Genomic DNA, 23,166 nt, shown 5'->3' on the forward strand with positions numbered 1-23,166 from the left:
CACGACCGCCCCGACCACTGACCGACCAGACCACATAGAACGAGTCCGGCACGCGAGTATGAGCCCGGCACACCACAACACGAGGAGACGAAAGTGACCAACCCCTTCGAGGACGCCGACGGTGTGTACTCGGTGCTCGTCAACGGTGAGAACCAGCACAGCCTGTGGCCGGAGTTCGGGGAGATCCCGGCGGGCTGGACGCTCGTTCACGGCCCCGGCCCCCGCCAGGAATGCCTGGACTACATCGAGACCAACTGGACCGACATGCGCCCGAAGAGCCTCGCCGACCGCGAGGCAAGCTGACAGAACCGCTCGTCACCACCCGAGACAGACAGCGTCACGGTGGTGGCCGCCGGACCAGGACAAAGGTCCGGCGGCCACCACCGCGGTCGTCCGTGCCTGGCCGCGCCGGGCGGGCGCGTACGGCATGGACGTCGATCAGGACTGCGGTCGCGGGACCTCGGTGGCCGGGTCGCCGTCCACGGCGGCGGCGAGTTGCGGGACGAGGCGGTCCAGGGTGTACGGCAGGCTCAGCACCGAGACGAACGACAGCGCGTTGCCGTAGTCGCCGCTGTCCTTCACGAACACCTCGCGGCCCTGCTTGACCACGTCGAGGTCGGCGTACAGCTTGTCCTGGTGGAGCTTGGCCGGGTCCGTGGCCGGGTCGCCGACGATCCACACGATGGACTTGGTGTCGAGCAGGTCGGTCCGCTCCTTGCTGATGTTCGCGCCGAACTGGTCGCCGACCGCCTTGTCCAGGCCCTCCGGGATCGTGAAGCCGAGCGAGGTGAGGACGCGCGAGCGGCCGTCCTGCGAGCCGAACACGAATACCCCTTCGTAGGGGGTGGCGATGACGCCGGTCGCTCCCACGAACTCCGGGTGCTCGGCCTTCGCCGCGGTGAAGCGGTCCTCGACCCCCTTGACCAGGGCCTCGGCCTCGGCCTCCTGCCCGAGCGCCCGGCCGATGACCTCGGTCTGCCGCTGCCACGGAACCCCGTAGTCGTTGTACTCCTTCGGCTGGGCCACCACCGGGGCGATCTTCGACAGGGTCTCGTACTGCTCCTTCGTCACCCCCGAGTACACCGCGAGGATCAGGTCCGGGGCGAGGGCGGCGATCTTCTCCACCTGCGGGCCGGTGCCGGTGTCCTTGAGCACGGTCGGGGCGGTGGCGCCGTTCAGCTTCGCGCTCGCCCACGGGCCGATCGCGCCCGGATAGCCGCCGAGCCACTCGGTGGTGCCGACCGGGACCGTGCCCAGCGCCACCACGGCGTCCTGGTCGGTCAGGCCGACCGTGACGACCCGCTTGGGCGCGGCGGAGATGGTTGTACTGCCGAATTTGTGCTCGATGGTCACCGGGAAGGCGGCGGACGCCGGCGCGGAGCCGGTGGCGGCGGGGGCGGCCGAACCGGTGGACCCGGCGGTGCCGGAACCCGGGCTCGAGCCGCAGGCGGCGACGGCGCCGAAGAGCAGGACGGACGCGAGAGCCGCGGCCGGCCGGCCGCCTCTCAGGGTGCGGAGCATCAGGGGTTCCTTCGTGTCAGATCAGCTGGTGCGGGTCATGGCTGGGGGAAGCTGTGCGGCGGGTACGGGCTCATGGGCTGGTCGGCAAGTCGCGCGGCCGGTGCGGCTCATCGGCCGAGGGATAAGTTGTGCGGCCGGTGCGGCTAATCGGTTGAGGGACAAGTTGTGCGGTGGGTGCGGCCTACCGGCGAAGGGATGGATCGGACGGCGGGTGCGGGTCCTGGTCGGGGGGAAGGACGGGGCGGGCCTGTGACCACGCCTCCCACAGCACGGCGTAGGGCCCGCCGGCCGCGCGCAGCTCGTCGTGGCGGCCGCTCTCGACGACGCGGCCGCCGTCCATGACGACGACGCGGTCCGCCGTGGCGGCCTGGGTGAGGCGATGGGCGACGATCAAGGCGGTACGGCCCTCGATCGCCCGCTCGGCGGACCGCTCCAGCACACGGGCGCCGGCACTTCCGGCCTCGGCCGTCGCCTCGTCGAGCACCGCGACCGGGGGATCGGCCAGCACCATCCGGGCCAGGGCGAGCTGCTGCACCTGCGCGGCGGTGAGGCGGTGACCGCCCTCGCCGACGACCGTGAGCAGGCCCTCGGGCAGGGTCTCGGCCCAGCCGAGCGCTCCGACGCGGTCGAGCGCCGCGCGCAGTTCGTCGTCGGTCGCCTCCGGCATGGCGAGCCGCAGGTCGTCGGCGAGTGGCCCGGCGAAGACGTGCGTCTCCTGCGTGACCAGCACGACATCCGGGTCGATCCTGGAGGCCTGGTCGGTCTGGATCGTCAGGTTGCTCGGGTCGGATCCGCCGTCGCCGGTCCCGGGGCGGGAGGGTACGGTCACGCGGACGGTTCCGCTGGTGGGGGTGTGGACGCCGGCGACGAGCTTGGCGAGGGTCGTCTTGCCCGCCCCGCTCGCGCCGATCAGTGCCACGTGCTCGCCCGCCGCGAGGGTGAGGTCCACGTCCCGCAGCACGGGCCTGCCCGGCTCGTACGCGTGCCCGAGCCCGGCCACCGTCACGACCGCGCCCGTCCCGTCAGAGCCCATCACGACCGCGCCCGTCACGACCGCGCCCGTCCCGTCGGAGCGCGACCCGCTCGTGCCGGCTCCGTTCGCGTGCGACCCGTTCGTGCCCGGGCCATGGGCGTGGGGTGCGGGGGTGTGTCCCGGGCGCGGAGCGGTGGTGTGTCCGGCGCGCGTGGCGGGGCGCGGAGCCTCGGGGGCGGGCAGGTCGGTGACGCCGACGAGGCGGGCAAGGCCGGCGGCGGCGACCTGGGCGTCGTCCATCAGGACCAGGGCGGAGTTGATCGGGCCGAACAGACTATGGAAGTAGAGGGCGGCGGCCGTCGCCGTGCCGATGGAGGCCGACCCGCCGCGCACGAGCAGGAGCCCGGCGAGCAGCACCGCGGCCAGGCCCGCGTACTCGGCGATGTGCAGGCGGCTGTAGAAGCGCAGCACCAGGCCGACGCCGCGCATGGTGAGATCCAGCGCAGCCCTCGACCGCTCGGCCGTCTTCCCGGCGTGGTCCCGCTCCAGGCGGAACGCCCGGACGGTGGCGGCGCCGCCGATGGTGTCGAGCAGTTGCTGCTGCATGTCCCCGGCGGCGACGCGCTGTTCGGCGTACAGCGGGACGGCCCGGCGGACGTACCAGCGCGCGGTGTGGAGCTGGACGGGGACGGCCACCAGCGCGGCGACCAGGAACCGCCAGTCGAGCACGGCCATCGCGGCGAGGGTCAGCACGATGGCGAGCAGCGAGCGGGCCAGTTCGGGCAGCGCGGTGCGCACCGCCTCGGCCACCCGGGCGACGTCTGCGGTGACGCGCGCGGTCAGGTCGCCCGAGCCCGCCCGTTCCACCTGCTCCAGGGGGAGGTGCAGAGCCCGGTCGACGAACCGTTCGCGCAGCCGGGCCAGTACCGTCTCGCCGAGCCGGGAGACCAGCGAGAGGCCGAGCGCCGTGGCCAGTCCCTGCGTGACCGCGACGACCACCAGGAGCACCACGGGCACGGTCAGCGCGGCGGGGCGACGGTCGGCGACCAGGTCCACGACCCGTCCGAGCAGCGGCTGCGTCATCAGCCCGATCGCGGTCGCCGCCACCATGACGGCGAACCCGCCCGCCGCGAGCCCGCGATGGGGACGCAGCAGCTCGCGCACGGCGGCCCGTGTCCGCCGGGGTGTCGCGGTGGGCAACAGCTCACGCCCGGCGCCGCGACCCGACCTGGACCCGGCCCTCACGGGCGCCACGGGTGCGGTGGTCTCTTCGAGGGCCACGGGAGTCTCCGGTGTGCCAAGGGTGGTGCCGTCGTTCATGCCAGGACCGCCGTGCGGTAGGTGATGTCGTCCCGGAGCAGGTCGGTGTGCGAGGACGGGCCGGTGACGCGCCCGGCGTCGAGGAGGACGACCCGGTCGGCGACGGCGAGCAGCGCGGGGCTGGTGGTCACCAGGATCGTCGTGCGGCCCCGGCGCAGGTCGCGGATCCCGGCCGCGATCCGGGCCTCGGTGACGGCGTCGACCGCCGTGGTCGGGTCGTGCAGGACCAGGACGGGCCGGTCGGCGGCCAGGGCGCGGGCCAGGGCGACCCGCTGGCGCTGCCCGCCCGACAGTGACCGCCCATGTTCGCTGATCAGCGAGTCCAGGCCGTCCGGCAGCGCGCGGGCGACCTCGTCGGCCGCGGCCGCCACCATCGCCGGGGTGTCGTGCTCCGGAGGCCGGGGCTCGTCCTGCAGTGTGGAGCCGTCGCCTTCTGGCGCGAGGCCGTCGTTCCGCGTCCCAGGGGCGCCGCCGTCGTCCAGGGGGCCGGCGTGGAGCGCGGCCGTGAGGTTGGCGCGGAGGGTGCCGGCGAACAGGTCGGCGTCGTGGGCGGCGACCAGGATCGCCGTGCGCAGGCCGGCCGGGGAGAGGTCGCGCAGGGGGACGCCGTCCAGTTCGACCGTTCCGGCGTCGGGGTCGGACCGGCGGCCGAGGCAGTCCAGCAGGGCGGCGGCGTCGGCCGGGTCGGTGGCGGCGACGCCGAGCGTCTCCCCGGCGGCGATGTCCAGGTCGAGGTCGCGCAGCCCGCCGAAGGCGACGCCGCGCAGCCGCACCGCGCCGCGTACCGGCACGGCCGGCGGACGGCCTCCGGGGGCGACGGCCGGGGGAGCGGCGAGGACCTCGGCGACGCGCGCCGCCGACGCGCGCCCCCGCGCGAACTCGGCGTTCACCCAGGAGAACGTCTCCAGCGGCCCGAGCAGGAACAACGCGAGCCCGACCGCCGAGACGAGCTGCCCCAGGCTGATGTCGCCCTGCGCGGTGAGGCGTCCTCCCACCAGAGCCACGACGGCGATGAAGATCCCGGTGAGCGCGAGCACCACGCCGTTCTGGAGGGCCTCGGCGCGTGTCGCCCGCAGGGTGGCCGCCAGCGAGTCGCGGCTGGTGCGCCGGTAGCGGGCGACCGCGGCGGCCTCGGCGCCGATCCCCTTGAGCACCCGCAGCCCGGCCACCAGGTCGGCGGCGACGCCGGAGGCGTGCGCGGCGCGCTCCTGCTCGGCCTCGCTGCGCCGCTCCAGCGGCTTGCTGAGCAGGTGCCCGAGCCAGAGCAGCAGCGGCGTGCCGGCCAGCACGGTCAGGCCGAGCGGCACCGAGGTGCGCAGCAGCGCCACGGCGCCGACCAGCAGCCCGGCGAGGGCCGAGACGGCGAACATCAGCGCCATGGCGACGGCGCCGGCGCGGCGGGCGTCCTCGGTGGCGATGGAGGTCAGCGCGCCCGGCGGGCGGCCGTCCTCGGCGCCGCCGCCGGGGTCGAGCACGCGGCCGACGAGCGCGACGCGCAGCGCGTGGGCGGCCCGCTCGGCGGCGCGTTCCCCGGCGCGGGCGCCGAAGCGGAAGCCGAACGACAGGGCGAGGTAGACGACGGCGAGGACGGCGAGCCAGCGCAGCAGCGCGCCGAGGTCGCCGCGGGCGATGGCCTGGTCGACCACGACGCCGATCAGGACGGGGACCAACGCCTCTCCGGCCTGGTGCGTCATGCCGAGCGCCGAGCCGAAGGCGACGTCCCGCCACTGTCCTTTGATCGCACGGCCGAGAACCACCCGCCCTGACGTGCCCACACGTCTCCCCTTCGACCGCCCGGCTCAAACTTAGGTTAGGCTACACTAAGTTGACGTTGCCGAACGAGCCCGGTGGGGCATCGATCCAGGGACCTCGGGGAGCGGCTCCCGCGCCGGGCGTTACCGGCTCGCGGGGCTCGTGGAAGGCGAGGGCGAGCTCGCGGGGCCACCGGTGGTCGAGGGGGAGTTCGCGCCGGGGATCAGCAGGCGCGGGGCGCCCGTGCCGTCGGAGGGGACCGACCAGGTGTTGTTGGTGCCGTCGCCGGTCTGCAGCGCGTAGGCGATCGTGCGGTCGTCCAGCCACGCCGGCTGGTCGTCCACGCTGCGGGTCTCGGCGAGCGGCGTGACGCGCCCGGACGCCAGGTCGAGGACGGACAGGAGCCAGCCCTTCTTCGGGTCGCCGCCGACGGCCGACTTGTAGGCGATGCGGGTGCCGTCGGGGGACAGGGACGGGCACTCGACGTTGTCCCGCAGCGTCCGCATGGTGCGCGCCGTGAAGTCGCCCTCGACGAGGTGGCGGCGCCCGCCGGTGGAGAGGGTCGCGTAGAAGCGGTTGTCGTCGGCGGCGAACGTGACGCCCCAGAAGTTGGCGTCCGGGTTGCGGTACGGGCGTCCGTCCAGGGTGATCCTGAAGTCCTCCAGCGACTTCACGAGCCGTCCCGTGCGGGTGTCGAGGATCCCGGCCTGGGTGGAGAAGCCGGTCGTCGCGTACGAATGGCCGTCGATGAACAGCGTCCAGGCCACCATCCGCCCCGACGCCGACACGCGCAGCCGGTTCGGGAAGCCCCGCAGCGGGATGGACGCGCGCTCCTTCAGGGACGTGTCCATGACCGACAGCGCGGTCGCGCTGAGCGGGCCCGCCGGCTTCAGGCACGCGACGGTGCCGGCGGCGGCGTAGGCGCGGTCGCACTCCAGCGCGGTGACCTCGCGCGGCCCGCCCGGGTCGGCGCTGGACACGGTCGACAGGCGGCCGTTGGTCAGCACCTGCAGGCGCGGCCCGCTCCCCACCGGGGCGGAGGGCACGGCCGCGGCCCGGTCCCTGGCCGACTTCGCCGACCGCGCGGACGCGGCGTAGGCGATGGCGACCCCGGCGAGCAGCAGCGCGGCCAGCGCGGTCACGAGGATACGGGTGCGCGGGCTGAGGGTCATCGTGACCTCCGGATGAGCAGGACGGCGACCGCAGTGGTGGCCGCGACGGCGAGACGGCCGCCGACGGCCCTGATGGGGCCGCCGGCGGCACCGCTCCTGTCCAGAGCGGTCAGGTACACGGTCAGTGGCAGTTGGTGGTGCCGCTGTCGGTGAACGTCTTGCCCGACTCGGGCACGAACTGCCAGGTGTAGCTGTTCGCGTGCAGCGTCAGCTTGAGGACGCCGTAGGTGTCGCTGTTGCGGACCTCGCTGTTGGGCAGGATCGTGCCGAAGCTGTAGTGGCCCGCACCGCCGGACCCGACCACGAAGTGGCGGATGCCGCGGGTGTTGTCGAGCTGGTTGGACGGGTTGATCGGCGCGAACCGCTCGTACTGGTGGTTGTGGCCGGTCAGGATCAGGTCGGCGTTGTTGTCGTACAGGGCCTGCACGAGCGGCGCCACCGAGGTGTCGGGCGCGTGGTTGGAGCCTGAGGTGAAGCGCGGGTGGTGCCACATCGCGACGGTGCACGGCCGGCCGCTGGCGGCCAGGTCCGAGCGCAGCCACTGCTCCTGCGCGGACCCGGCGCCGCAGCCGCCGATGGCCGAGCAGTTGGAGTTCAGCACGACGACGTGCCAGTTCGAGCCGACGTCGTAGGAGTAGTAGCCCTTGCCCTGCTGGCCGGCGGCTGCGCCGAAGTAGCCGAAGTAGCCGCTCGCGCCCGAGGTGTTGTAGTCGTGGTTGCCCGCCACGGGCCGCGTCCGTGCCTTGTGACGGCCCCACGTCGGGTCGTAGTAGGTGTTGAACTCCGAGGCGGTGCCGTTGGTGTAGACGTTGTCACCGAGGGTGAACACCGTGCCGGGGATGTTGTCGAGCAGCGCCGCCGTGGCGGTGTCGCCCGACCCGGAGTCGGCGATGTCACCGGCGCCGACCAGCACCGGGTCGCCGGAGGGCGGGGGAGTGGTGACGGTCGGGGACGGGGACGGGCTGGGGACGGTGTCGGTGGTCACCACGAGCTGCGGCGCCGTGGCGCTCCCGCTCTCTCGCGAGTCGTAGTCGGCGCCGTCGTTGTTGGAGGAGGTGACACCGATGCTGTAGGTGCCGTTGCCGGTCACGTACGACGTCACGTCGATCTCGTACCAGGCGTTGCGGGCCACCGAGCCGAGCGTGCCGAGCGTGGCGCCGTCGATGGACGGCTGGGCGTTCCACGTCGTGCCGGTCTCGGACCAGGTGTTGTTGCTCATCCGCTTGAACGTGCCGCCGCTCGGGCTCTCGGCGCCGACCGCGTCGTCGGTGTGGACGCGCAGCTTGGCACTGCTGATCGTGCCGGACACGCCGGACACGGTGAAGCGCAGGAACATCCGCTTGACCGGCGAGTTGTCCACGCCGAGTTGGGCGGAGGTGCCGAAGTTGGTGCCGGTCGCGCTCTTGTCCACGTAGGTGTCGGCCACAGGGGTGAAGGTGGTGGTCGCCGCGTTGGCGACGCCACCCGAAACGGTCACGGCGGTGATCAGCGCCGCGCCTGCGGCGAGTGCCGCTGACGCCGCCGTGAAGGCCTTGCGTCGGAACATGTGCGTGCTCCTCGTACAACCAGGGGGGTTGGGCACCCCGGACGGTAGATCGTCCGGTGCTCAGCCCGATGAGCACGAGTGAATCACTTGGGGTCCAGCAAGTTAATGAACAGGATGACCGCGCCTGCACGCGGCTTGTCAAGCGTTTCCGAGCGTGTCGGACGGGTCAGGTGACCGTGCGGTCGACGGCGGCCGGGGCCAGGACGTGGTCGATGACCATCAGGGCCGCGCCGAGCACGCCCGCGCGGTCGCCGAGGTCGCTGATGCTGATCGTCAGGTGCTGGGTGGCCAATGGCAGCGACCGGCTGTAGACCACCTCGCGGACCCCGGCCAGGACGTGCTCGCCCGCCTCGGCCAGGTCGCCGCCGAGGACGATCGCCGCCGGGTTGAAGAAGTTCACCAGAGCGGCCAGCACGTCGCCGACGTCCCGCCCGGACTGCCGGATGAGCTGCAGGGCCAGCAGATTGCCGCCCCGGACCAGCCGCACGACGTCCCTGCTGCCGGTCGCCTCCAGCCCGGCCTCGCGCAGCCGCGCCGCGAGCGTGCCGCCGCCCGCGCCCGCCTCCAGGCAGCCGGTGTTGCCGCACCGGCAGATGACGTCGCCCGCCGAGGTGACGCGGATGTGGCCGATGTCGCCCGCCGCGCCCTGGGCCCCGCGGTGCAGGCGGCGCTCGGAGATGATGCCGCAGCCGATGCCGGTGCCGATCTTCACGAAGATGAGGTGCTCGGCGTCGGGCCGCGCCGCCCGGTGCTCGCCGAGGGCCATGATGTTCACGTCGTTGTCCACCAGGACGGGCGTGGCGAGCCGCGCCTCCAGCCACTCCGGCACCGGGAAGTCGTGCCACCCGGGCATGATGGGCGGGTTCACCGGGCGTCCGGTCGCGTGCTCGACGGGACCGGGCAGGCCGATCCCCACGCCGCACAACCGGGACCGCTCCGTCCCGATCTCGGCCAGGAGCGCTCCCACGGTCTCGACGACCCACCCCAGCGCCGCCTCGGGCCCGCGGGCGATGGTCACGTCGGCGGTGCGTTCGGCGAGGAGGGTCCCGGCCAGGTCGGTGAGGGCGACCCGCGCGTGCGTGACGCCGAGGTCGGCCGCGGCCACGACGCGCCCGCCGTGGTTGAATGCGAACGCCACGGCCGGGCGCCCGCCGGAGGACACGGCGTCGTCCGCGGGCACGATCCACCGCTGCGCGAGCAGCGCGTCGAGCCGCTGGGACACCGTGGACCTGGCCAGCCCGGTGAGCTGGGTGAGCTCGGCCCGGGTGCGCGCGCGCCCGTCCCGCAGGATCGCGAGCAGGGTGCCCGCTCCCGTGCCCGCTGTGAGGTGCCCGTCCGGCTCGGTCGGCATGCCGCTGCTCACGGCGGCTCCTTTGCTCGCAGCAGAAGCGTTTCACTTCTGACGTTTTCGACAGTCATTATGCTAGATATGCCATGAGTTTTGCTTGACGGTCGGCATAAGTCGTCCATAACATCCCGGATTATGAAGAACATGAGCCGGGCCCGATCGGATCGATCGTGAAGCGGGCGATCGGCGTCGGCATGGTCGGGTACGCGTTCATGGGACGCGTGCACTCGCAGGCGTGGCGCGGCGTCGGCGCGTTCTTCGACCTCCCCCTGGCCCCCGCGATGACCGCGCTCGCGGGACGATCCCCGGAGCGCACGGCCGAGGCCGCGCGCACCCTCGGATGGGCGTCGGTCGAGACCGACTGGAAGGACCTCCTCACCCGCGAGGACGTCCACATCGTCGACATCTGCACGCCCGGCGACTCCCACGCCGAGATCGCCCTCGCAGCCCTGGAGGCGGGCAAGCACGTTCTGTGCGAGAAGCCGCTGGCCAACACCGTCGCCGAGGCCGAGGCGATGGCCGAGGCGGCGCGTGCGGCGGCGGCCAGGGGCGTGCGCAGCATGGTGGCGTTCAACTACCGCCGCGTGCCCGCCGTCGCCCTCGCCCGCCGGTACGTCGCCGAGGGGCGGCTCGGCGAGATCCGCTCGGTGCGCGGCGTCTACCTCCAGGACTGGCTCGCCGACCCCGAGTTCCCCCTGGTGTGGCGGCTCCAGAAGGACAAGGCCGGGTCCGGCGCGCTCGGCGACATCGGCGCGCACGTCATCGACACCGCCGAGTTCATCCTCGGCGACAGGCTCACCGGCGTGTCCGGCCTGACCGAGACCTTCGTCAAGGAACGCCCGTACGCCGGCGACTCCGCCGGTCTCACCGGCCAGGGACTCGCCGACGGCAAGGGCCCGGTCACGGTCGACGACGCGGCCCTGTTCCTCGGGCGGTTCTCCGGCGGCGCCATCGCGTCCTTCGAGGCGACCCGCTTCGCCGCCGGCCGCAAGAACGCGCTGCGCGTCGAGGTCAGCGGCTCGCTCGGCAGCCTGGCCTTCGACTTCGAGTCGCTCAACGAGCTGTGGTACCACGACCACACGATCCCGGCCGAGGACTCCGGCTTCCGGCGCATCCTCGTCACCGAGGCCGGCCACCCCTACGCCGGGGCCTGGTGGCCGCCGGGGCACGGCCTCGGCTACGAGCACACCTTCGTCCACGAGGTACGCGACTTCCTGGAGGCGATCGGCGAGGGGACCGACCCCGCGCCGTCCTTCGAGGACGGCCTGCACGTGCAGCGCGTGCTGGCCGCCGTCGAGCGCAGCGCCGCCGAGGAAAGCCGCTGGACCGCCGTCTGATCGCCCAGTGATCACCCGCTGATCACCGGGCCCGCCCAGGGGGGCCGAGAGCCCGCCGCCCGCAAGTGCCCCGGCCAGGTCGCCGGCCCACCGTCGCGCCGAGACGGAGAGCCGGTGAGTGCCACCCGACCGGGCCTTACGGGCGGCGGCGCGTTTTCAGGCGCCGCCGCCCCCGCTCACGCCGAGGCGCCGGGAAGCCCGGCAAGGCGCAGCAGCAGGTCCTTCACCTCCGTCGCCGCGATCTCGTCGCGCCCGAGCGAGGGGTCCGAGCACAGCAGCACCGGTCCGTCCGCCGGGTCGTCCGGCAGCCGCCCGTGCGAGCCGCCCACGCAGGACGGGTCCAGCGGGACAACCTGCATCGAGTAGCGCATCCCGAGCTTCTTGCGGACGAGCGCCGTGGCGGCCCTGGCCTTGACCAGCGGGTCCTGCGGGTCCATGAACAGCTCGGCCGGGTCGTAGCCGGGCTTGCGGTGGATCTCGACGTTGCGCGCGAAGTCCGGGGCGTGGTCGTCGTCCAGCCAGTAGTAATAGGTGAACCAGGCGTCCGGCTCGGCGACCAGCACCAGCTCTCCCGACCGCTCGTGGTCCAGCCCGTGCTGGATCTTCCCCTCCATCGTCAGCACCTCGTCCACGCCCGGCAGTTCGGCGCAGATGTCGCGGACACGCTTGAGGTCGGCCGGGTCGCGCACGTAGACGTGCGCGATCTGGTGGTCGGACACCGCGAACGCGCGCGAGGTCCACGGGTCGAGCAGCTCGCCCCCGTCCTGGACGTAGACCTCCAGCAGGCCGGCGCGGCGCAGCGCCCGGTTGACGTCGACGGGCCGGCGCGCCGTCGTGATGCCGTACTCCGACAGGGCCACGACCGCCGCGCCCCGCGCCCGGGCGTCGTCCAGCAGCGGCCCGAGCTCGGCGTCCACGTCCCGCGCGGCCTGGACGGCCTGCGGCGAGTCGGGGCCGAACCGCTGGAGGTCGTAGTCGAGGTGCGGGACGTAGACCAGCAGGCAGTCGGGGTTCTCGCGGTCGAGGATGCGCCGCGCGGCGTTGACGATCCACCGCGAGGAGGTGATGTCGGCCGTCGGGCCCCAGTAGGTGAACAGCGGGAACGGCCCGAGCTCGCGGGTGAGCTCGTCGTGCAGCCGCGGCGGGCGGGTGTAGCAGTCGGGGGACTTGCGCCCGTCGGCGTGGTAGACGGGCCGCGGCGTGACGACCACGTCGGTCGCCGCGCCCATCGCGTACCACCAGCACACGTTGGCGACGTTCCAGCCGGGGGCGGCGGCGCGGGCGGCGTCCCACAGCTTGTCGCCCTGGACCAGCGCGTTGTGCTGGCGCCACAGGAAGACCTCGCCGAGGTCGCGGAAGTACCAGCCGTTGCCGACCACGCCGTGGTCGCGCGGCATCAGGCCGGTCAGCAGCGTCGACTGCACCGAGCAGGTGACTGCGGGCAGGATCGTCCGCAGGTTCGCCTGGAATCCCTCGGCGGCCAGCCGCCGCAGGTTGGGCATGTCCGCCAGCAGCCGCGGCGTGACGCCGACGACGTCGAGGACGACGAGTTGCCTGGTCATGCGTTGATCTCCTCAAGTCCGAGCGCCAGCAGGCGGGCCCGTGTCCAGTCAAGTTCCGCGGCGAGGCCCTGGACGAGGCCGTCGTCGCCCGTGGGGCGGCTGCCCTCGGGCAGCACCTGCCAGGTGTAGGTCTCGACCTCGACGTGGTCGGTGAGCGCGGCCGGTCCGCCCAGCAGCGCGTCCAGCGTGTCCCCCAGGACGGCGGACGTGCTCGCCAGCGGGGGCTCCGGCGCGGCGTGCAGCGGCAGGTGGAAGTGCACCCGCCACGGGCCGTGCTCCGGCAGGCCGCCGGCCAGCGCCTCGTCGAGGTCGTCGGTGGCCAGCACCCCGCCAGGGCCGTTCTCGCGGGTCTGGTGCAGGAAGCGCCGCTCGTCGAAGCGGGCCAGCTCCGCGCGGGTCGCCGGGTCCGCCGGGTCGTCCACGTGCAGCGCGGCCGACGCCTGCGTCTTCACCACCGGCAGGCCGGCCGCGCCGAGCCGGGCCAGGGCCTCGCGCGGGTCCTCGAACGCCACCGCCAGGTGGCACACGTCCAGGCAGACGCCGATCCACTCGTGGTCGGCGGCGGCGAGCAGCGCGGCGGCCTGGCCGGTGGTCTCGACGACGCAGCCGGGCTCGGGTTCCATCGCGACCCGCACGACGCGGCCGGTCTCGGCGGACAGCTTCGCCAGCCCGTCCGCCAGCTCGGCGAGGTGGCGGCGGGCGGCCTCCGCCCGGTCGTGGTCCCACGGGTCGCGCCAGGCCAGCGGCAGGGTCGAGACGCTGCCGCGCCGGGCGTCGCCGGGCATCAGCCGGGCGAGCACGGAGGCCACGTCCAGCGTGTAGCGCAGGCGGGGCCGCTCGCTCCAGTCGGGGGAGTACACCGCGCGCTTCACGACGGGGTCGTGGAAACCCTTGTACGGGAACGCGTTGAGGGTGACCACCTCCAGGCCGCGCGCGTCCAGCTCGGCGCGCAGCCGGTCCACCGCGGCCGGATCGGAGGCGAGCGCGGAGGCGACGTCGCGGGCCAGCCATAAGCCCAGCCCGAGGCGGCCGGCGCCGAGCCGTTCCCGTACGGGCTCGCCGAAGCGGGCGAGCTGGGCGAGCACCCCGTCCAGGTCCTCGGCCGGATGGACGTTGGTGCAGTAGGCGACGTGCACGACCGTGCCGTCGCGGTGCAGGAACCGCATCTCTCACCTTTCCCGCGGGGTCCGGAGCCGTCCGCGAGGACTCACTTGCCTGCCCAGGCGCGCGCCGGCCGCGAGGGCCCGGAAGCGGGTCCCGCGGCCGGTACGGCTTACGTCGGTGACACCTTCCTGGACAACCGGCGGGCCAGCGGGAACGCCGCGAGCACGCCGGCGGCGGCGGCCATCGAGCCGTTGCGGGCCACGAGCGCCGCCTGCAGGGGGATCAGGCCGAGGATCCCGGCGCCGACCGCCTTGCGCACGCGCCCCGGCGTCGGTTGCTGCACGGCGGACGACTGCGGCCCGCCGACCGCCGCGCCGTAGATGGTGGCGAGCGCGGCGGCGGCGGCCCGCGCGGGCGCCGGCACGCCCCGCCGTCCGGCGAGCGCCGCCACCCCGGCGATGGCGGCCGTCCCGGCGAGCCCGGCCAGCGGCACCTCCTTGCGGGTGCCGTGCACCTCGCCGCGCGACAGCACGGTGAGGCTCAGGGTGTGCGCGCCGACGGTCAGCGCCTGCGGCAGCGCGGCCCGCCTGCCGCCCGCGCCGAGCAGGACGTTCAGCGTGCGCGCGGCGGCCATCGCGACCGGCCCGGCGGGCGTGTTCTTCAGTGCCATGTCGTACGCCCAGACGGCCCCGGCGAGCGGGATCGCGACCTTCAGCGCCGAGCGTCCGCCCGCGAGGCCCGCGGCGGCGACGCCCGCGGCGGTCAGCCCCGCCGCCGTGCCCAGCGCGAACCCGGGGGTCACCCGCCCGGAGGGGATCGGCCGCCCGGGCCGTTCCTCCTTGTCGATCTCGCGGTCGGCGTAGTCGTTGAGGGCCATCCCTGCCCAGTACAGGCAGACGGAGCTCGCCACGAGCCCGGCGGACCGGCCGCCGTACGGCCAGCCGGACGCCGCCGCGCCCGCCAGCACGTCGCCGGGGACGGTCAGTGCGGCGGGGGCCCGTACCAGCTCGGCCAGGGTCCGCGCGTCGGGTAACCCGCCCCGGGGTTCACGGTCGGTCACTGGTGGTCCCTTCGTGGGGACGCGCGCGCCGAACGCGTCAGGGGCGGAACATTCGGCTCATCGACGTGCCACCACCGCTGAGCGCGAGACGTCCATATTGTTACGACGGTATTGCTCCATGGTCAATGCCTGTGTCCGGCTCCGTACCCTTGTGGTGGTAGTCGTCACCGCTGGTGAGGAACGTCCCGCGGCCTCCGCCGGGTGCCGCTCGTACGGCCGGTGCGCGGGACGGCGTCCCCGGGCGCGGGACCCCGCGGTCCTTTCCCCGATCGGGGCTGGTTGAATGCCGCCATGATGGTGCGAGACGCCCTGCCCGGCGAGCTGGAGGCGATCGGCGAGCTCCGCGTCGCCGCCTACCAGGCCGACCGGCTTCTGGACCGCAACCCGGGCTACGCGGTCAGCCTGCGCGCCCTCGGGACCGGCGGCCACGGCGAGGTGCTGGTCGCCGTCGACGACGACCGGCTGCTGGGGACGATCATGCTGGACCTCTGGCACGCCGGCAGCGAGGTCGCGCGCGGTCCCGAGGAGGCCGAGATCAGGGGGCTGGCCGTGGCTCCGGAGGCGCGCGGGCGCGGGGTGGGCGGCGCGCTCGTCCGCGCCGTCGTCGACCGCGCCAGGCGCCGGGGCGCCCGCTCGCTGTTGCTGTCCACCCAGCCCGCGATGACCTCCGCGCGGCGGGTGTACGTCGCCGAGGGTTTCACGCGCCGGCCCGAGCTGGACTGGGATCCGCTGCCCGGCTTCAGGCTGCTTGCCTACGGGCGTGACCTGACGTCGTGAGCGGGCGGCCGGAATCCGGAAATAGCGTCCGAAATGGTGAAACGCACCGATCGACCTCACTCGGGGTCCTTCATGATCTACGTTGGTGCCTGTGAACCAGGACGAGCCGACCAGGAGTGACCTTCCGTGACGGACGACGCCGCGATGCCCGCCCCGGAGCATCAGAAGATCGACACCTCGGTGCCGCACTCCGCCCGCATCTGGAACTACTGGCTGGGCGGCCGGGACAACTATCCCGTCGACCGGGAGGCGGGCGACCAGTTCGCGCAGGTCTTCCCCGGCATCGCCGAGCTGGCCCAGGCCTCCCGGCACTTCCTCAGCCGGGCCGTGCGGTATCTGGCCGGCGAGGCCGGGATCCGCCAGTTCCTGGACGTCGGGACGGGCCTGCCCACCGTGGACAACACCCACGAGGTCGCCCAGCGGGTGGCCCCGGACGCACGGGTGGTGTACGTCGACAACGACCCGCTGGTGCTGGTGCACGCCAACGCGCTGCTCGCCAGCGCCCCGCAGGGCGTCACCAGCTTCATCGACGCCGACCTGTACGACCCGGAGGTGATCCTGAAGGCCGCCTCCCGCACCCTGGACCTCGACCGGCCGGTCGGCCTCATCCTGATGCAGATCACCGGGCACATCACCGGCACCGCCGAGGCGCACGCCCTCGTACGGCGGCTGATGGACGGGCTGCCGCCCGGCAGCCACCTGGCCTTCAACGACAGCGCCGACACCAGCGTGGCCAACCTGGAGGCGACCCAGCAGTACAACGACACCGGCGCCGTGCCCTACCACCTGCGGACGCCGGCCGAGCTCGCCGGCTTCTTCGACGGGCTGGAGCTGCTGGAGCCGGGCGTGGTGCCGATCGCCCAGTGGCGGCCGGAGATCGATCCCTCCGTCGCGGTGGTCGATGTCGACGCGTGGGGCGGCGTCGCCCGAAAGCCCTGATTCTCATCGGCATGCCGGAGCCGCCGGCATGCCGCGCTGACCGGCCCGCGTTCGCGCCCCCGCGGCCCCGCGGGCCGGCCCCGCGCGCTCAGAGGCGGCTCTTCCCGAGGTGCGCCAGAAGGGCCCGGCCGAACTCGGCCGGCTTCTCGATGTGCGGGCTGTGCCCGCAGCCCTCGAACACGACCTCCTCGTAGGGGCCGTAGCGCTCCAGGACAGCCCGGGTCTGGGTGACCATGGGCTGGGCCGGCGTGCCGTCCCAGCCGGGTACCGCGCCGATCGCCCCCAGGTGGGCGAGGTCGAAGAATGAGGTGTCGGAGACGATCATGTCGTCCGCGCCCCGGATCCACAGGATCGGCGGCTTGGGGTCGATCGTGTGCAGGTCGTCGACGCGGAAGTGCGTCGGGGCCAGCGAATTGAGCACTCCCCGCCCGCCCGGCGCGATGCCGGGCCAGGCCCCGGAGGTGACCGAGTCGCCGGGATAGTTGTCCTCGCCGAGGAGGGTGGACAGCATCGACTCCACGAACGCGTCCTCCTCGCCGCCGAAGTCGGTGCCCGGCACGACGTACGCCGTCCGCAGCACCGTGCGAGGGGACACCGGCGAGTCCGCGGACCGGTCGCCCGCCCGGAGCGCCGCCACGAACTCGGGGTTGGCCGCCCCGCCACCCGAGCCCGTGCCGTCCGGGTGGGTGAGCGCCCCCTCGGCCCCCTGCGTGCCGCCGAAACCGTACGGCGACACGGGGTTGACCAGCGTGACGCTCCTGACGGCCGCGGCGCGGTCGCGCAGCGCCTGGAGCACCACCCCGCCGCCGAGGCTCCAGCCGACGAGATGGGCGGGGCCCAGCACGTCGAGGAGGGACAGCACGTCGTCGGAGTAGTCGCGTACGCCGCGGGAGGCGTCGACCGGCAGGGCGTCGGAGTCGCCGAAGCCGCGCAGGTCGACCGCGAACGGCCGGAACCCGCCGGCCGTGGCAGCCATCGCCGACCGCCAGAACGCGCTCGACGAGACGTTGCCGTGCACGAACAGCACGGGTTCGCCCGAGCTCCCGGGCACCGACAGGACGTTGAGGGTCAACCGCGAGGTGGTGACCCGCTCGGCGGAGATGGTGGGACTCATCGCTGGGCTCCAAGGAACAGGGATCATTCGGGGTCTCGCCGGTCGGGCCGGCGTCGGACGGCGGAGCCGTCGAAGCGGCCGGCGATGGCGCCGGCCACGCGCTCGGCGCCCCTCGGCCCGAGGAGCACCGTGTAGTGGTTGGTGCCCTCCACGTCGTCCCACCGGAACCCCGGATGGGCGGCGGCGAAGCCGTCCAGGGCCTCGGGCGGGTACAGGCCCGGGGGCTCGGCGAGCAGCCCGAGTGGCGAGCGGAGGAACGTGGGCATGACGGTCGTGGCGTCCCACGCCGCTTCCACATCGCCGCCGCCGAGCTGCGCGGAGTCCTCGGCCACGGCGTCGGACCGTGACGAGCTGTGCCACCCGTCCAGGCCCGGCACCAGGTCGTAGTCGACGTAGGCCTCGACCGCCGGCGACCACGCGTCCGCGAGGGCGGGGTGCGCCCGCCAGAACCGCCGGTAGGCGTCGTGGCCGTCGAAGGTCATGGCCAGCCGCTCGGCCGCGGGCCCCAGGCTCGCCCGCAGGAGGGTCTCGATGGGCACGCCCTCGGGGCGGGGCAACGGCACCCCTCCGTCGACGAGCACCAGGTCGCCGAGCGTGCCCGGGTGCCGGTGCGCGGCGACCATGACGGCGAAGCCGCCCATCGAGTGGCCGGCCGTGACGTCGGCCCGGCCGAACGTCCCCACCAGGGCGTGCAGGTCGTCGGCGTGCCGCCGCATGCCCCACGGTCCCGGCAGGCCGGCGCTGCGGCCCCGGCCGCGCAGGTCGGGCGCCACGAGCCGGGTGCGCGGGGCCGTCGTCACCAGCCGTTCGGCGACCAGCGCCCAGGCCAGGTGCGAGGACGTGACCCCGTGCACGGCGTACACGGTGTGCTCGGCGGGGGCGTCCGGGGGGAGATCGGCGGACTCCCAGACTCCGGCGCGGAGTCGCCCGCCGCGGACCTCGACGTCGGTGGTCCGGTAGCTCATCGCGCGATCCACCCGCCGTCCAGGGTGCGGCGCCCGGCGGCGAACGCGCGGGCGACCCCCGCGCCGATCCCCGCCCCGCCACCGGTGACCAGCACCTTCCGGCCCGTGCTCGTGGTCGTCATTCCGATTCTCCTTGCCCGTCGCGAGGTACGTCCAGGGCGCCGAGCGCGCGTCGCACGAAGCGCATGACCTCGTCGAACACGGGAGGCGGGACGGCGGCGGTGTCGTCCCAGAGCACCCAGCGCATGCCGACGAGCTCGCCGACGCCCATCAGCGCCCACGCCGCCACCACGGGGTCGATGCCCTCCGCGATCTCCCCGGCGGCGCCGGCGCGCCGCAGTCCCTCCGCGTAGCCCTCGACGATCCGGGTGTAGTGGCGGCGCAGCGCGGCCGGGGACACGAACTCCGCCTGGCGGATGATGCGGTAGAGCGCCGGATGCTCCGCGGTGAAGCGGAAGAACGCCTCGAAACCCAGGCGCTCGGCCTCGATGCGGTCGCGTCCGGTGGCGGACGCCTCGCTCATGGCGTGGCGCACCCTGCGGTTGAGGTCGTCGACGAGCTCGTCGAAGATCTGCAGCTTGCCGGAGAAGTACAGGTAGAAGGTGCCCTGCCCGACCCCGGCCGCCTCCGTGATCTTGACGATGGACGCGTCGTGGTACCCGAGCCGGGCGAACACCTGCTCGGCCGCCTCCAGCAGCCTCGCGCGGGTCCGCTCGGCTCGCGGAGTGCGGGACGCCTTGCCCACGCCCTGCCCGGTGGCGCTCACGGTGCCCCTTCCTCTGAATTCTCGCAGTGCGGACGGTGCCGGTCGCGTTCGCGCCGGCGCAGCTCACGGCGCAGGACCTTGTCCAGGCCGGAGCGGGGGAGCTCGGCGACGAACTCGACCGCGACGGGCACCTTGAACGACGCCAGCTCGCGGTGGCACAGCCCCAGCAGCTCACCGGCGTCGGTGTCGCACCCGGGACGCGTGACGACGTAGGCCACGCCCACCTCGCCCCAGCGGGGGTCGGGACGTCCGACCACCGCGGCCGCCGCGACCGCGGGATGGCCGGACAGGACGTGCTCCACCTCGGCCGGGGACACGTTCTCGCCGCCGGAGATGAACACGTCGTCCATGCGGTCGATGATCTGGTGGTAGCCGTCGCCGTCCCGTCGCGCGAGGTCGCCCGTGTGCAGCCACCCGCCGCGCAGGGCCCACGCCGTGGCCTCCGGGGCGCGCCAGTAACCGGCGAACACGCCGGGCCCCCGCACCAGGAGCTCACCCACCCCGGGGCCGTCCGGCAGCGGCTCCCCGGTGACCGGGTCGGCGAGCGCCACGTCGACGTGAGGGTAGGGACGCCCGGCCCAGCCGGCCCGGTCGCGGGCCTCCTCCGGCTCCAGGCACAGCACGTTGGGGGACGCCTCGGTCAGCCCGTACCCCTGGGCGAGGTTCACGCCGCGGTCGTGCCAGGCGCGCAGCGCCGCCGGCGGCATCGGGGCTCCGCCGACCACCGCGTAGCGCAGGCTGCTCAGGTCGGCGGCGGCGAAGGCGGGGTGCTGGGCGAGGCGCTGGTAGTGCGAGGGGACGCCCATCATGGTGGTGACGCGCTTGCCCGCGATGAGCTCCAGCACCCGTCCGGGGGAGAAGGACCGTTCCAGCACGACGGTGGCGCCGACCCACCAGGCGAGCAACGCCTGGATGGTCCAGCCGCCGACGTGGAACTGCGGCATCACCGACAGCACCACGTCCTCGCGCGTGATGGGCAGGGTCCGCGAGGCGGCGAGACTGGCCCAGAAGCAGTTGGAGTGCGTCAGCAGAGCGGCCTTCGGCCCGGCGCCGGTGCCCGAGGTGAACAGCATGAGCAGGGGGAGTTCGTCATGCGGCTCGCCCTCCGGCGCGGGGCCGGCGGCGCGGGCGGGTACGTCCCGCTCGACACCGTCCTGACCCAGGGAGACCACCGGCGGCGGGCTCGGGAGCGCCGCCACGGCCGCGTTCGCGTCGCCGTGGAACTCGTCCTCGGCGAGCAGCAGGGCCACGTCCGCGTGCCGCAGCCGCGCGGTGAGCTCCGCGGTCGCCAGCCGCCACGACAAGGGCACGAGCAGCAGCCCGGCCCGGGCACAGGCGAAGAACACCACCACGTGGTCGGCGCTGTTGCGGGTGAGGCTCGCGACGCGGTCGCCCACGCCGTAGCCGGCCGCCCTGAGCCGCGCGGCGAGCGCGGCGGAGCGTTCATGGAGCTCGCCGTAGGTGACGGGCACTCCGCCGCCGTCGATCGCCACGGCGGAGGAGGCCGCCCGCGCCCGGTCGGCGACGAAGCGGCCGACCAGGTGAGCGGTGCTCATGGGCTCGCGAACTCCTCGTCGGGGACGCCCACCTCATCGAACATGACAGGTGGTTCAGGTCTCAGAGTCTGGGGAGTGCGGGGGCGGCCTGTCAATAGGGAGGCGCGGGGGCCTGGGCGTCATGGCGGACTCGGCCGACCGGGAGCCGATGCCGGGTATATCGCGGGGCTCACGCCGATTGCGGGCGATGTTGGGGAGGCCCGGAAATGTACTCGCGAACGCGCGCTAACACAGGTGAACGCGAGGGGCGCACGGGAAACGCAGGGGAACGCGGGGGAACAACCGGGAACATGCGGGAAAAGAAATCGCCGTGAAATGGAGAACGCGGCAGGAGCCCGTTGACTCCCGCCGCGTTCGTGTCAGCGCCGCCTGCCGGGGATCATCCCCAGGGCGTGTTGCCGCGCCACACCGAGTGCGTCGTCGCGCCGACGTGGGTGTGGGTGGAGGTCGTCGAGACGCGCACCGCGTGCTTCGACGTGCTGTGGGCCGATGCCATGGTGCCGGCCGCCATCACGCCTCCGGCGGTCACGGCGGTGACGAGGAGGAGGCGGGCGGCGAACTTCGAGAGGTCGGGCTTCATGACTGCGGTCCCCTTGTCTGAGGCGGCGGATTCGCGTCCGGCGCTGTTTTCCTGCTCGCATCGCCAAGGTATTCGCTGCCACTATCCGGTCCCTATCCGCGCGCTTCTGATGGGCTATGGCCGCCGTTCCGCGTGCGGACTCCTATTACGCCGAAATCTTTTTTGTCACAGGCGTATCCCCTTTCACCCCCGTTCGCGCGCCGGAGCCCCGCGGGGCGTCACGGACGCAGCGCCGCGAGTCGCTGCTCGAACGGGACGAGGACCTCAACGGCCGCGCGAGCGGAGGCCGGGCGGGCCGCGACCAGATCGGCCAGCTCCCGCGCGGCACGGTCCACGCGGTCGGCCAGGGCGTCGGCGGATCCGTCCCCGCTCCCGCCCCAGTCCTCGGACGCCGCGTACACCGCCGTGGGGACGACGATCGCCCGCAGATAGGCGAACATCGGGCGCATCGCGTGCTCCAGCGCCAGCGAGTGGCGCGCCGAGCCGCCGGTCGCGGCGATCAGCACGGGCTTTCCGGCGAGCGCGGTGTTGTCGATCACGTCGAAGAACGACTTGAACAGGCCGCTGTAGGACGCGTTGAAGATGGGCGTCACGGCGATGAGGCCGTCCGCCTCCGTCACCGTCCGGATCGCCTCGCGCAGCCGGGCGCCGGGGAACCCGTTCACCATGGCGTTCGCGATGTCGGTGGCGAGGTCGCGCAGGTCGACGACGGCGACCTCGGCCTCGCGGTCCTCGGCGAGGAAGGATCGGGCCGCCTCGGCGAGCCGGTCGGCGAGCAGGCGCGTCGACGAGGGCAGGCCCAGGCCGGCGGACACGGCCACGAGCTTCAGCGGGGTCATCTCTCTCCAAAGTCCTGGGGCGGCGGGGACTTCATTGAAGTTTCAAGCATCCAAACGCGGATCGGCCGCGGATATTCCGCTCACCCGTATTCCAATCACCTGGGCCGCCGTCCGGGTGAGCGGAAGGCCGTCTTCAGGCGTCCTCGCCGATGTCCTCGTTCCACAGGGCGGGGTTGGCGGCGATGAAGGCGGTCATCAGCGCGGCGCACTCCTCGGAGTCCAGGACCAGCACCTCCACCCCGTGCGCGGCGAGCCACTCGTGCTGCCCGGCGAACGTGCGGCTCTCGCCGACGATCAGCCCGGTGATGCCGAACTGGCGGATCAACCCGCTGCAGTACCAGCACGGCGACAGGGTGGTGACCATGGTGGTGCCCCGGTAGGTGCGCTGGCGGCCCGCGTCGCGGAAGGCCGCCGTCTCGCCGTGGACGGACGGGTCGCCGTCCTGCACGCGGCGGTTGCGCCCCCGGCCGAGCAGCCGGCCGTCGGCGGCGAACAGCGCGGCGCCGATCGGGATGCCGCCCTCGGCGTACCCCTTCCTGGCCTCCTCCAGTGCCACCCTCAGCATCGCGTCCGGCTCGCCGGTCTCGGTCGTCATGGCATCACTATCCCCCGTCCGACGCCGCCGGGCACCGGACCCCGGAGGTGTGTCCCGGGCGGGTCGCGTGCCGACTTTACGTTAAATGCGGCATCGCGCCGCCCATCCTTGAGCCCGGATATCGCGGTGGGCGAAGGTGGCGGAAACGGTCCCGCATGGGCGGGCGCCTCTGATCGGTCGTTTGGACGGGAGGAAAAAGGTAAGGCGTATCTCGGATCGAATCCGGAGGGCGCGACGTGTCTCGACTCCACGTCCGGCGATGAAGCGCGGGCGTCCGATCCTCGGGTGGCAGGTAGTGGACAGGCCGCTGCAACTTGCTGTCATCGGTGCGCATGGTCCC

The 23,166-nt window shown here is 73.6% G+C and carries 21 protein-coding genes; 4 read left to right on the forward strand and 17 right to left on the reverse strand.

All coding sequences use genetic code 11. From position 1 onward, the window contains the following. The first annotated feature begins 93 nt into the window (after positions 1-93). Positions 94-303: an MbtH family protein gene (locus AB0H21_RS12105; RefSeq protein WP_358514996.1), complete on the forward strand. Its 210-nt coding sequence runs from the start codon at positions 94-96 to the stop codon at positions 301-303. A gap of 135 nt (positions 304-438) precedes the next feature. Here the strand turns inward: AB0H21_RS12105 and AB0H21_RS12110 are convergent, their stop codons facing one another. The 6 genes from AB0H21_RS12110 to AB0H21_RS12135 form a co-directional block, all read right to left on the reverse strand. Further along, the gene (locus AB0H21_RS12110; RefSeq protein ID WP_358514999.1) at positions 439-1,521 is read right to left on the reverse strand and encodes an iron-siderophore ABC transporter substrate-binding protein; all 1,083 of its coding nucleotides are present in this window, start codon (positions 1,519-1,521) and stop codon (positions 439-441) included. 181 nt (positions 1,522-1,702) lie between these two features. Continuing rightward, positions 1,703-3,814, reverse strand: a complete 2,112-nt coding sequence (locus tag AB0H21_RS12115; protein ID WP_358515002.1) for an ABC transporter ATP-binding protein — start codon at positions 3,812-3,814, stop codon at positions 1,703-1,705. Further along, positions 3,811-5,589 (reverse strand): ABC transporter ATP-binding protein, encoded by a 1,779-nt coding sequence (locus tag AB0H21_RS12120; RefSeq protein ID WP_358515005.1) that lies wholly within the window; start codon positions 5,587-5,589, stop codon positions 3,811-3,813. Before AB0H21_RS12120 ends, AB0H21_RS12115 begins: the two co-directional genes overlap by 4 nt. 120 nt (positions 5,590-5,709) lie before the next feature. Continuing rightward, positions 5,710-6,738 (reverse strand): hypothetical protein, encoded by a 1,029-nt coding sequence (locus AB0H21_RS12125; RefSeq protein WP_358515008.1) that lies wholly within the window; start codon positions 6,736-6,738, stop codon positions 5,710-5,712. Between the two features lie 121 nt (positions 6,739-6,859). Further along, entirely contained in the window at positions 6,860-8,284 is a 1,425-nt protein-coding gene (locus AB0H21_RS12130) for a DNRLRE domain-containing protein (RefSeq protein ID WP_358515010.1), read from the reverse strand. Between the two features lie 166 nt (positions 8,285-8,450). After that, the gene (locus tag AB0H21_RS12135; protein WP_358515417.1) at positions 8,451-9,635 is read right to left on the reverse strand and encodes an ROK family protein; all 1,185 of its coding nucleotides are present in this window, start codon (positions 9,633-9,635) and stop codon (positions 8,451-8,453) included. Between the two features lie 167 nt (positions 9,636-9,802). Between AB0H21_RS12135 and AB0H21_RS12140 the strand changes: the two genes are divergently transcribed. Further along, positions 9,803-10,969 carry a Gfo/Idh/MocA family oxidoreductase gene (locus AB0H21_RS12140; protein ID WP_358515013.1) on the forward strand — a complete coding sequence of 389 codons (1,167 nt, stop codon included), beginning with the start codon at positions 9,803-9,805 and terminating at the stop codon, positions 10,967-10,969. A gap of 176 nt (positions 10,970-11,145) precedes the next feature. Here the strand turns inward: AB0H21_RS12140 and AB0H21_RS12145 are convergent, their stop codons facing one another. The 3 genes from AB0H21_RS12145 to AB0H21_RS12155 form a co-directional block, all read right to left on the reverse strand. After that, positions 11,146-12,531: a nucleotide pyrophosphatase/phosphodiesterase family protein gene (locus tag AB0H21_RS12145; RefSeq protein ID WP_358515016.1), complete on the reverse strand. Its 1,386-nt coding sequence runs from the start codon at positions 12,529-12,531 to the stop codon at positions 11,146-11,148. Beyond that, a complete protein-coding gene (eboE, locus tag AB0H21_RS12150; protein WP_358515018.1) occupies positions 12,528-13,697 on the reverse strand; it encodes a metabolite traffic protein EboE in 1,170 nt (389 codons plus the stop codon). Before eboE ends, AB0H21_RS12145 begins: the two co-directional genes overlap by 4 nt. Before the next feature lie 107 nt (positions 13,698-13,804). Continuing rightward, on the reverse strand, positions 13,805-14,695 hold the full coding sequence (locus tag AB0H21_RS12155) for an SCO3242 family prenyltransferase (protein ID WP_358515021.1): 891 nt from the start codon (positions 14,693-14,695) through the stop codon (positions 13,805-13,807). A gap of 291 nt (positions 14,696-14,986) precedes the next feature. On the opposite strand from AB0H21_RS12155, the gene AB0H21_RS12160 reads away from it, so the two are divergent. Continuing rightward, positions 14,987-15,472, forward strand: coding sequence for a GNAT family N-acetyltransferase (locus tag AB0H21_RS12160; protein ID WP_358515024.1), 486 nt, complete (start codon positions 14,987-14,989; stop codon positions 15,470-15,472). A gap of 144 nt (positions 15,473-15,616) precedes the next feature. Continuing rightward, on the forward strand, positions 15,617-16,411 hold the full coding sequence (locus tag AB0H21_RS12165; RefSeq protein WP_358515419.1) for an SAM-dependent methyltransferase: 795 nt from the start codon (positions 15,617-15,619) through the stop codon (positions 16,409-16,411). 88 nt (positions 16,412-16,499) lie between these two features. On the opposite strand, the gene AB0H21_RS12170 is transcribed toward AB0H21_RS12165, so the two are convergent. The 8 genes from AB0H21_RS12170 to AB0H21_RS12205 form a co-directional block, all read right to left on the reverse strand. Then, the gene (locus AB0H21_RS12170) at positions 16,500-17,525 is read right to left on the reverse strand and encodes an alpha/beta hydrolase (protein WP_358515027.1); all 1,026 of its coding nucleotides are present in this window, start codon (positions 17,523-17,525) and stop codon (positions 16,500-16,502) included. A 23-nt stretch (positions 17,526-17,548) separates the two neighbouring features. After that, positions 17,549-18,490 carry an alpha/beta hydrolase gene (locus AB0H21_RS12175; RefSeq protein ID WP_358515030.1) on the reverse strand — a complete coding sequence of 314 codons (942 nt, stop codon included), beginning with the start codon at positions 18,488-18,490 and terminating at the stop codon, positions 17,549-17,551. Further along, complete coding sequence (locus tag AB0H21_RS12180) at positions 18,487-18,612, reverse strand: hypothetical protein (protein ID WP_358515033.1); 126 nt, start codon at positions 18,610-18,612, stop codon at positions 18,487-18,489. The genes AB0H21_RS12175 and AB0H21_RS12180 overlap by 4 nt, the downstream gene beginning before the upstream one ends. Then, positions 18,609-19,256: a TetR/AcrR family transcriptional regulator gene (locus AB0H21_RS12185; protein ID WP_358515036.1), complete on the reverse strand. Its 648-nt coding sequence runs from the start codon at positions 19,254-19,256 to the stop codon at positions 18,609-18,611. The genes AB0H21_RS12180 and AB0H21_RS12185 overlap by 4 nt, the downstream gene beginning before the upstream one ends. Further along, positions 19,253-20,812, reverse strand: a complete 1,560-nt coding sequence (locus AB0H21_RS12190) for an AMP-binding protein (RefSeq protein WP_358515038.1) — start codon at positions 20,810-20,812, stop codon at positions 19,253-19,255. Before AB0H21_RS12190 ends, AB0H21_RS12185 begins: the two co-directional genes overlap by 4 nt. A 379-nt stretch (positions 20,813-21,191) precedes the next feature. Continuing rightward, a complete protein-coding gene (locus tag AB0H21_RS12195) occupies positions 21,192-21,392 on the reverse strand; it encodes a hypothetical protein (RefSeq protein WP_358515041.1) in 201 nt (66 codons plus the stop codon). 218 nt (positions 21,393-21,610) lie between these two features. Further along, positions 21,611-22,231 (reverse strand): FMN reductase, encoded by a 621-nt coding sequence (locus tag AB0H21_RS12200; RefSeq protein WP_358515043.1) that lies wholly within the window; start codon positions 22,229-22,231, stop codon positions 21,611-21,613. Positions 22,232-22,364: 133 nt separating this feature from the next. Then, the gene (locus AB0H21_RS12205; protein ID WP_358515046.1) at positions 22,365-22,826 is read right to left on the reverse strand and encodes a nucleoside deaminase; all 462 of its coding nucleotides are present in this window, start codon (positions 22,824-22,826) and stop codon (positions 22,365-22,367) included. Positions 22,827-23,166 lie beyond the last annotated feature (340 nt).

This window comes from Sphaerisporangium sp. NPDC051011, from assembly GCF_040653595.1.
GTDB lineage: Bacteria > Actinomycetota > Actinomycetes > Streptosporangiales > Streptosporangiaceae > Sphaerisporangium.

Bases quoted from the DNA above. Each gene is read 5' to 3' on its own strand.
- AB0H21_RS12135 (WP_358515417.1), bottom strand. From the start codon at position 9,635: ATGCCGACCGAGCCGGACGGGCACCTCACAGCGGGCACGGGAGCGGGC.
- eboE (WP_358515018.1), bottom strand. From the start codon at position 13,697: ATGCGGTTCCTGCACCGCGACGGCACGGTCGTGCACGTCGCCTACTGC.
- AB0H21_RS12160 (WP_358515024.1), top strand. From the start codon at position 14,987: ATGATGGTGCGAGACGCCCTGCCCGGCGAGCTGGAGGCGATCGGCGAG.
- AB0H21_RS12165 (WP_358515419.1), top strand. From the start codon at position 15,617: ATGCCCGCCCCGGAGCATCAGAAGATCGACACCTCGGTGCCGCACTCC.
- AB0H21_RS12170 (WP_358515027.1), bottom strand. From the start codon at position 17,525: ATGAGTCCCACCATCTCCGCCGAGCGGGTCACCACCTCGCGGTTGACC.
- AB0H21_RS12195 (WP_358515041.1), bottom strand. From the start codon at position 21,392: ATGAAGCCCGACCTCTCGAAGTTCGCCGCCCGCCTCCTCCTCGTCACC.
- AB0H21_RS12115 (WP_358515002.1), bottom strand. From the start codon at position 3,814: ATGAACGACGGCACCACCCTTGGCACACCGGAGACTCCCGTGGCCCTC.
- AB0H21_RS12200 (WP_358515043.1), bottom strand. From the start codon at position 22,231: ATGACCCCGCTGAAGCTCGTGGCCGTGTCCGCCGGCCTGGGCCTGCCC.
- AB0H21_RS12125 (WP_358515008.1), bottom strand. From the start codon at position 6,738: ATGACCCTCAGCCCGCGCACCCGTATCCTCGTGACCGCGCTGGCCGCG.
- AB0H21_RS12130 (WP_358515010.1), bottom strand. From the start codon at position 8,284: ATGTTCCGACGCAAGGCCTTCACGGCGGCGTCAGCGGCACTCGCCGCA.
- AB0H21_RS12205 (WP_358515046.1), bottom strand. From the start codon at position 22,826: ATGACGACCGAGACCGGCGAGCCGGACGCGATGCTGAGGGTGGCACTG.
- AB0H21_RS12145 (WP_358515016.1), bottom strand. From the start codon at position 12,531: ATGACCAGGCAACTCGTCGTCCTCGACGTCGTCGGCGTCACGCCGCGG.
- AB0H21_RS12110 (WP_358514999.1), bottom strand. From the start codon at position 1,521: ATGCTCCGCACCCTGAGAGGCGGCCGGCCGGCCGCGGCTCTCGCGTCC.
- AB0H21_RS12175 (WP_358515030.1), bottom strand. From the start codon at position 18,490: ATGAGCTACCGGACCACCGACGTCGAGGTCCGCGGCGGGCGACTCCGC.
- AB0H21_RS12190 (WP_358515038.1), bottom strand. From the start codon at position 20,812: ATGAGCACCGCTCACCTGGTCGGCCGCTTCGTCGCCGACCGGGCGCGG.
- AB0H21_RS12180 (WP_358515033.1), bottom strand. From the start codon at position 18,612: ATGACGACCACGAGCACGGGCCGGAAGGTGCTGGTCACCGGTGGCGGG.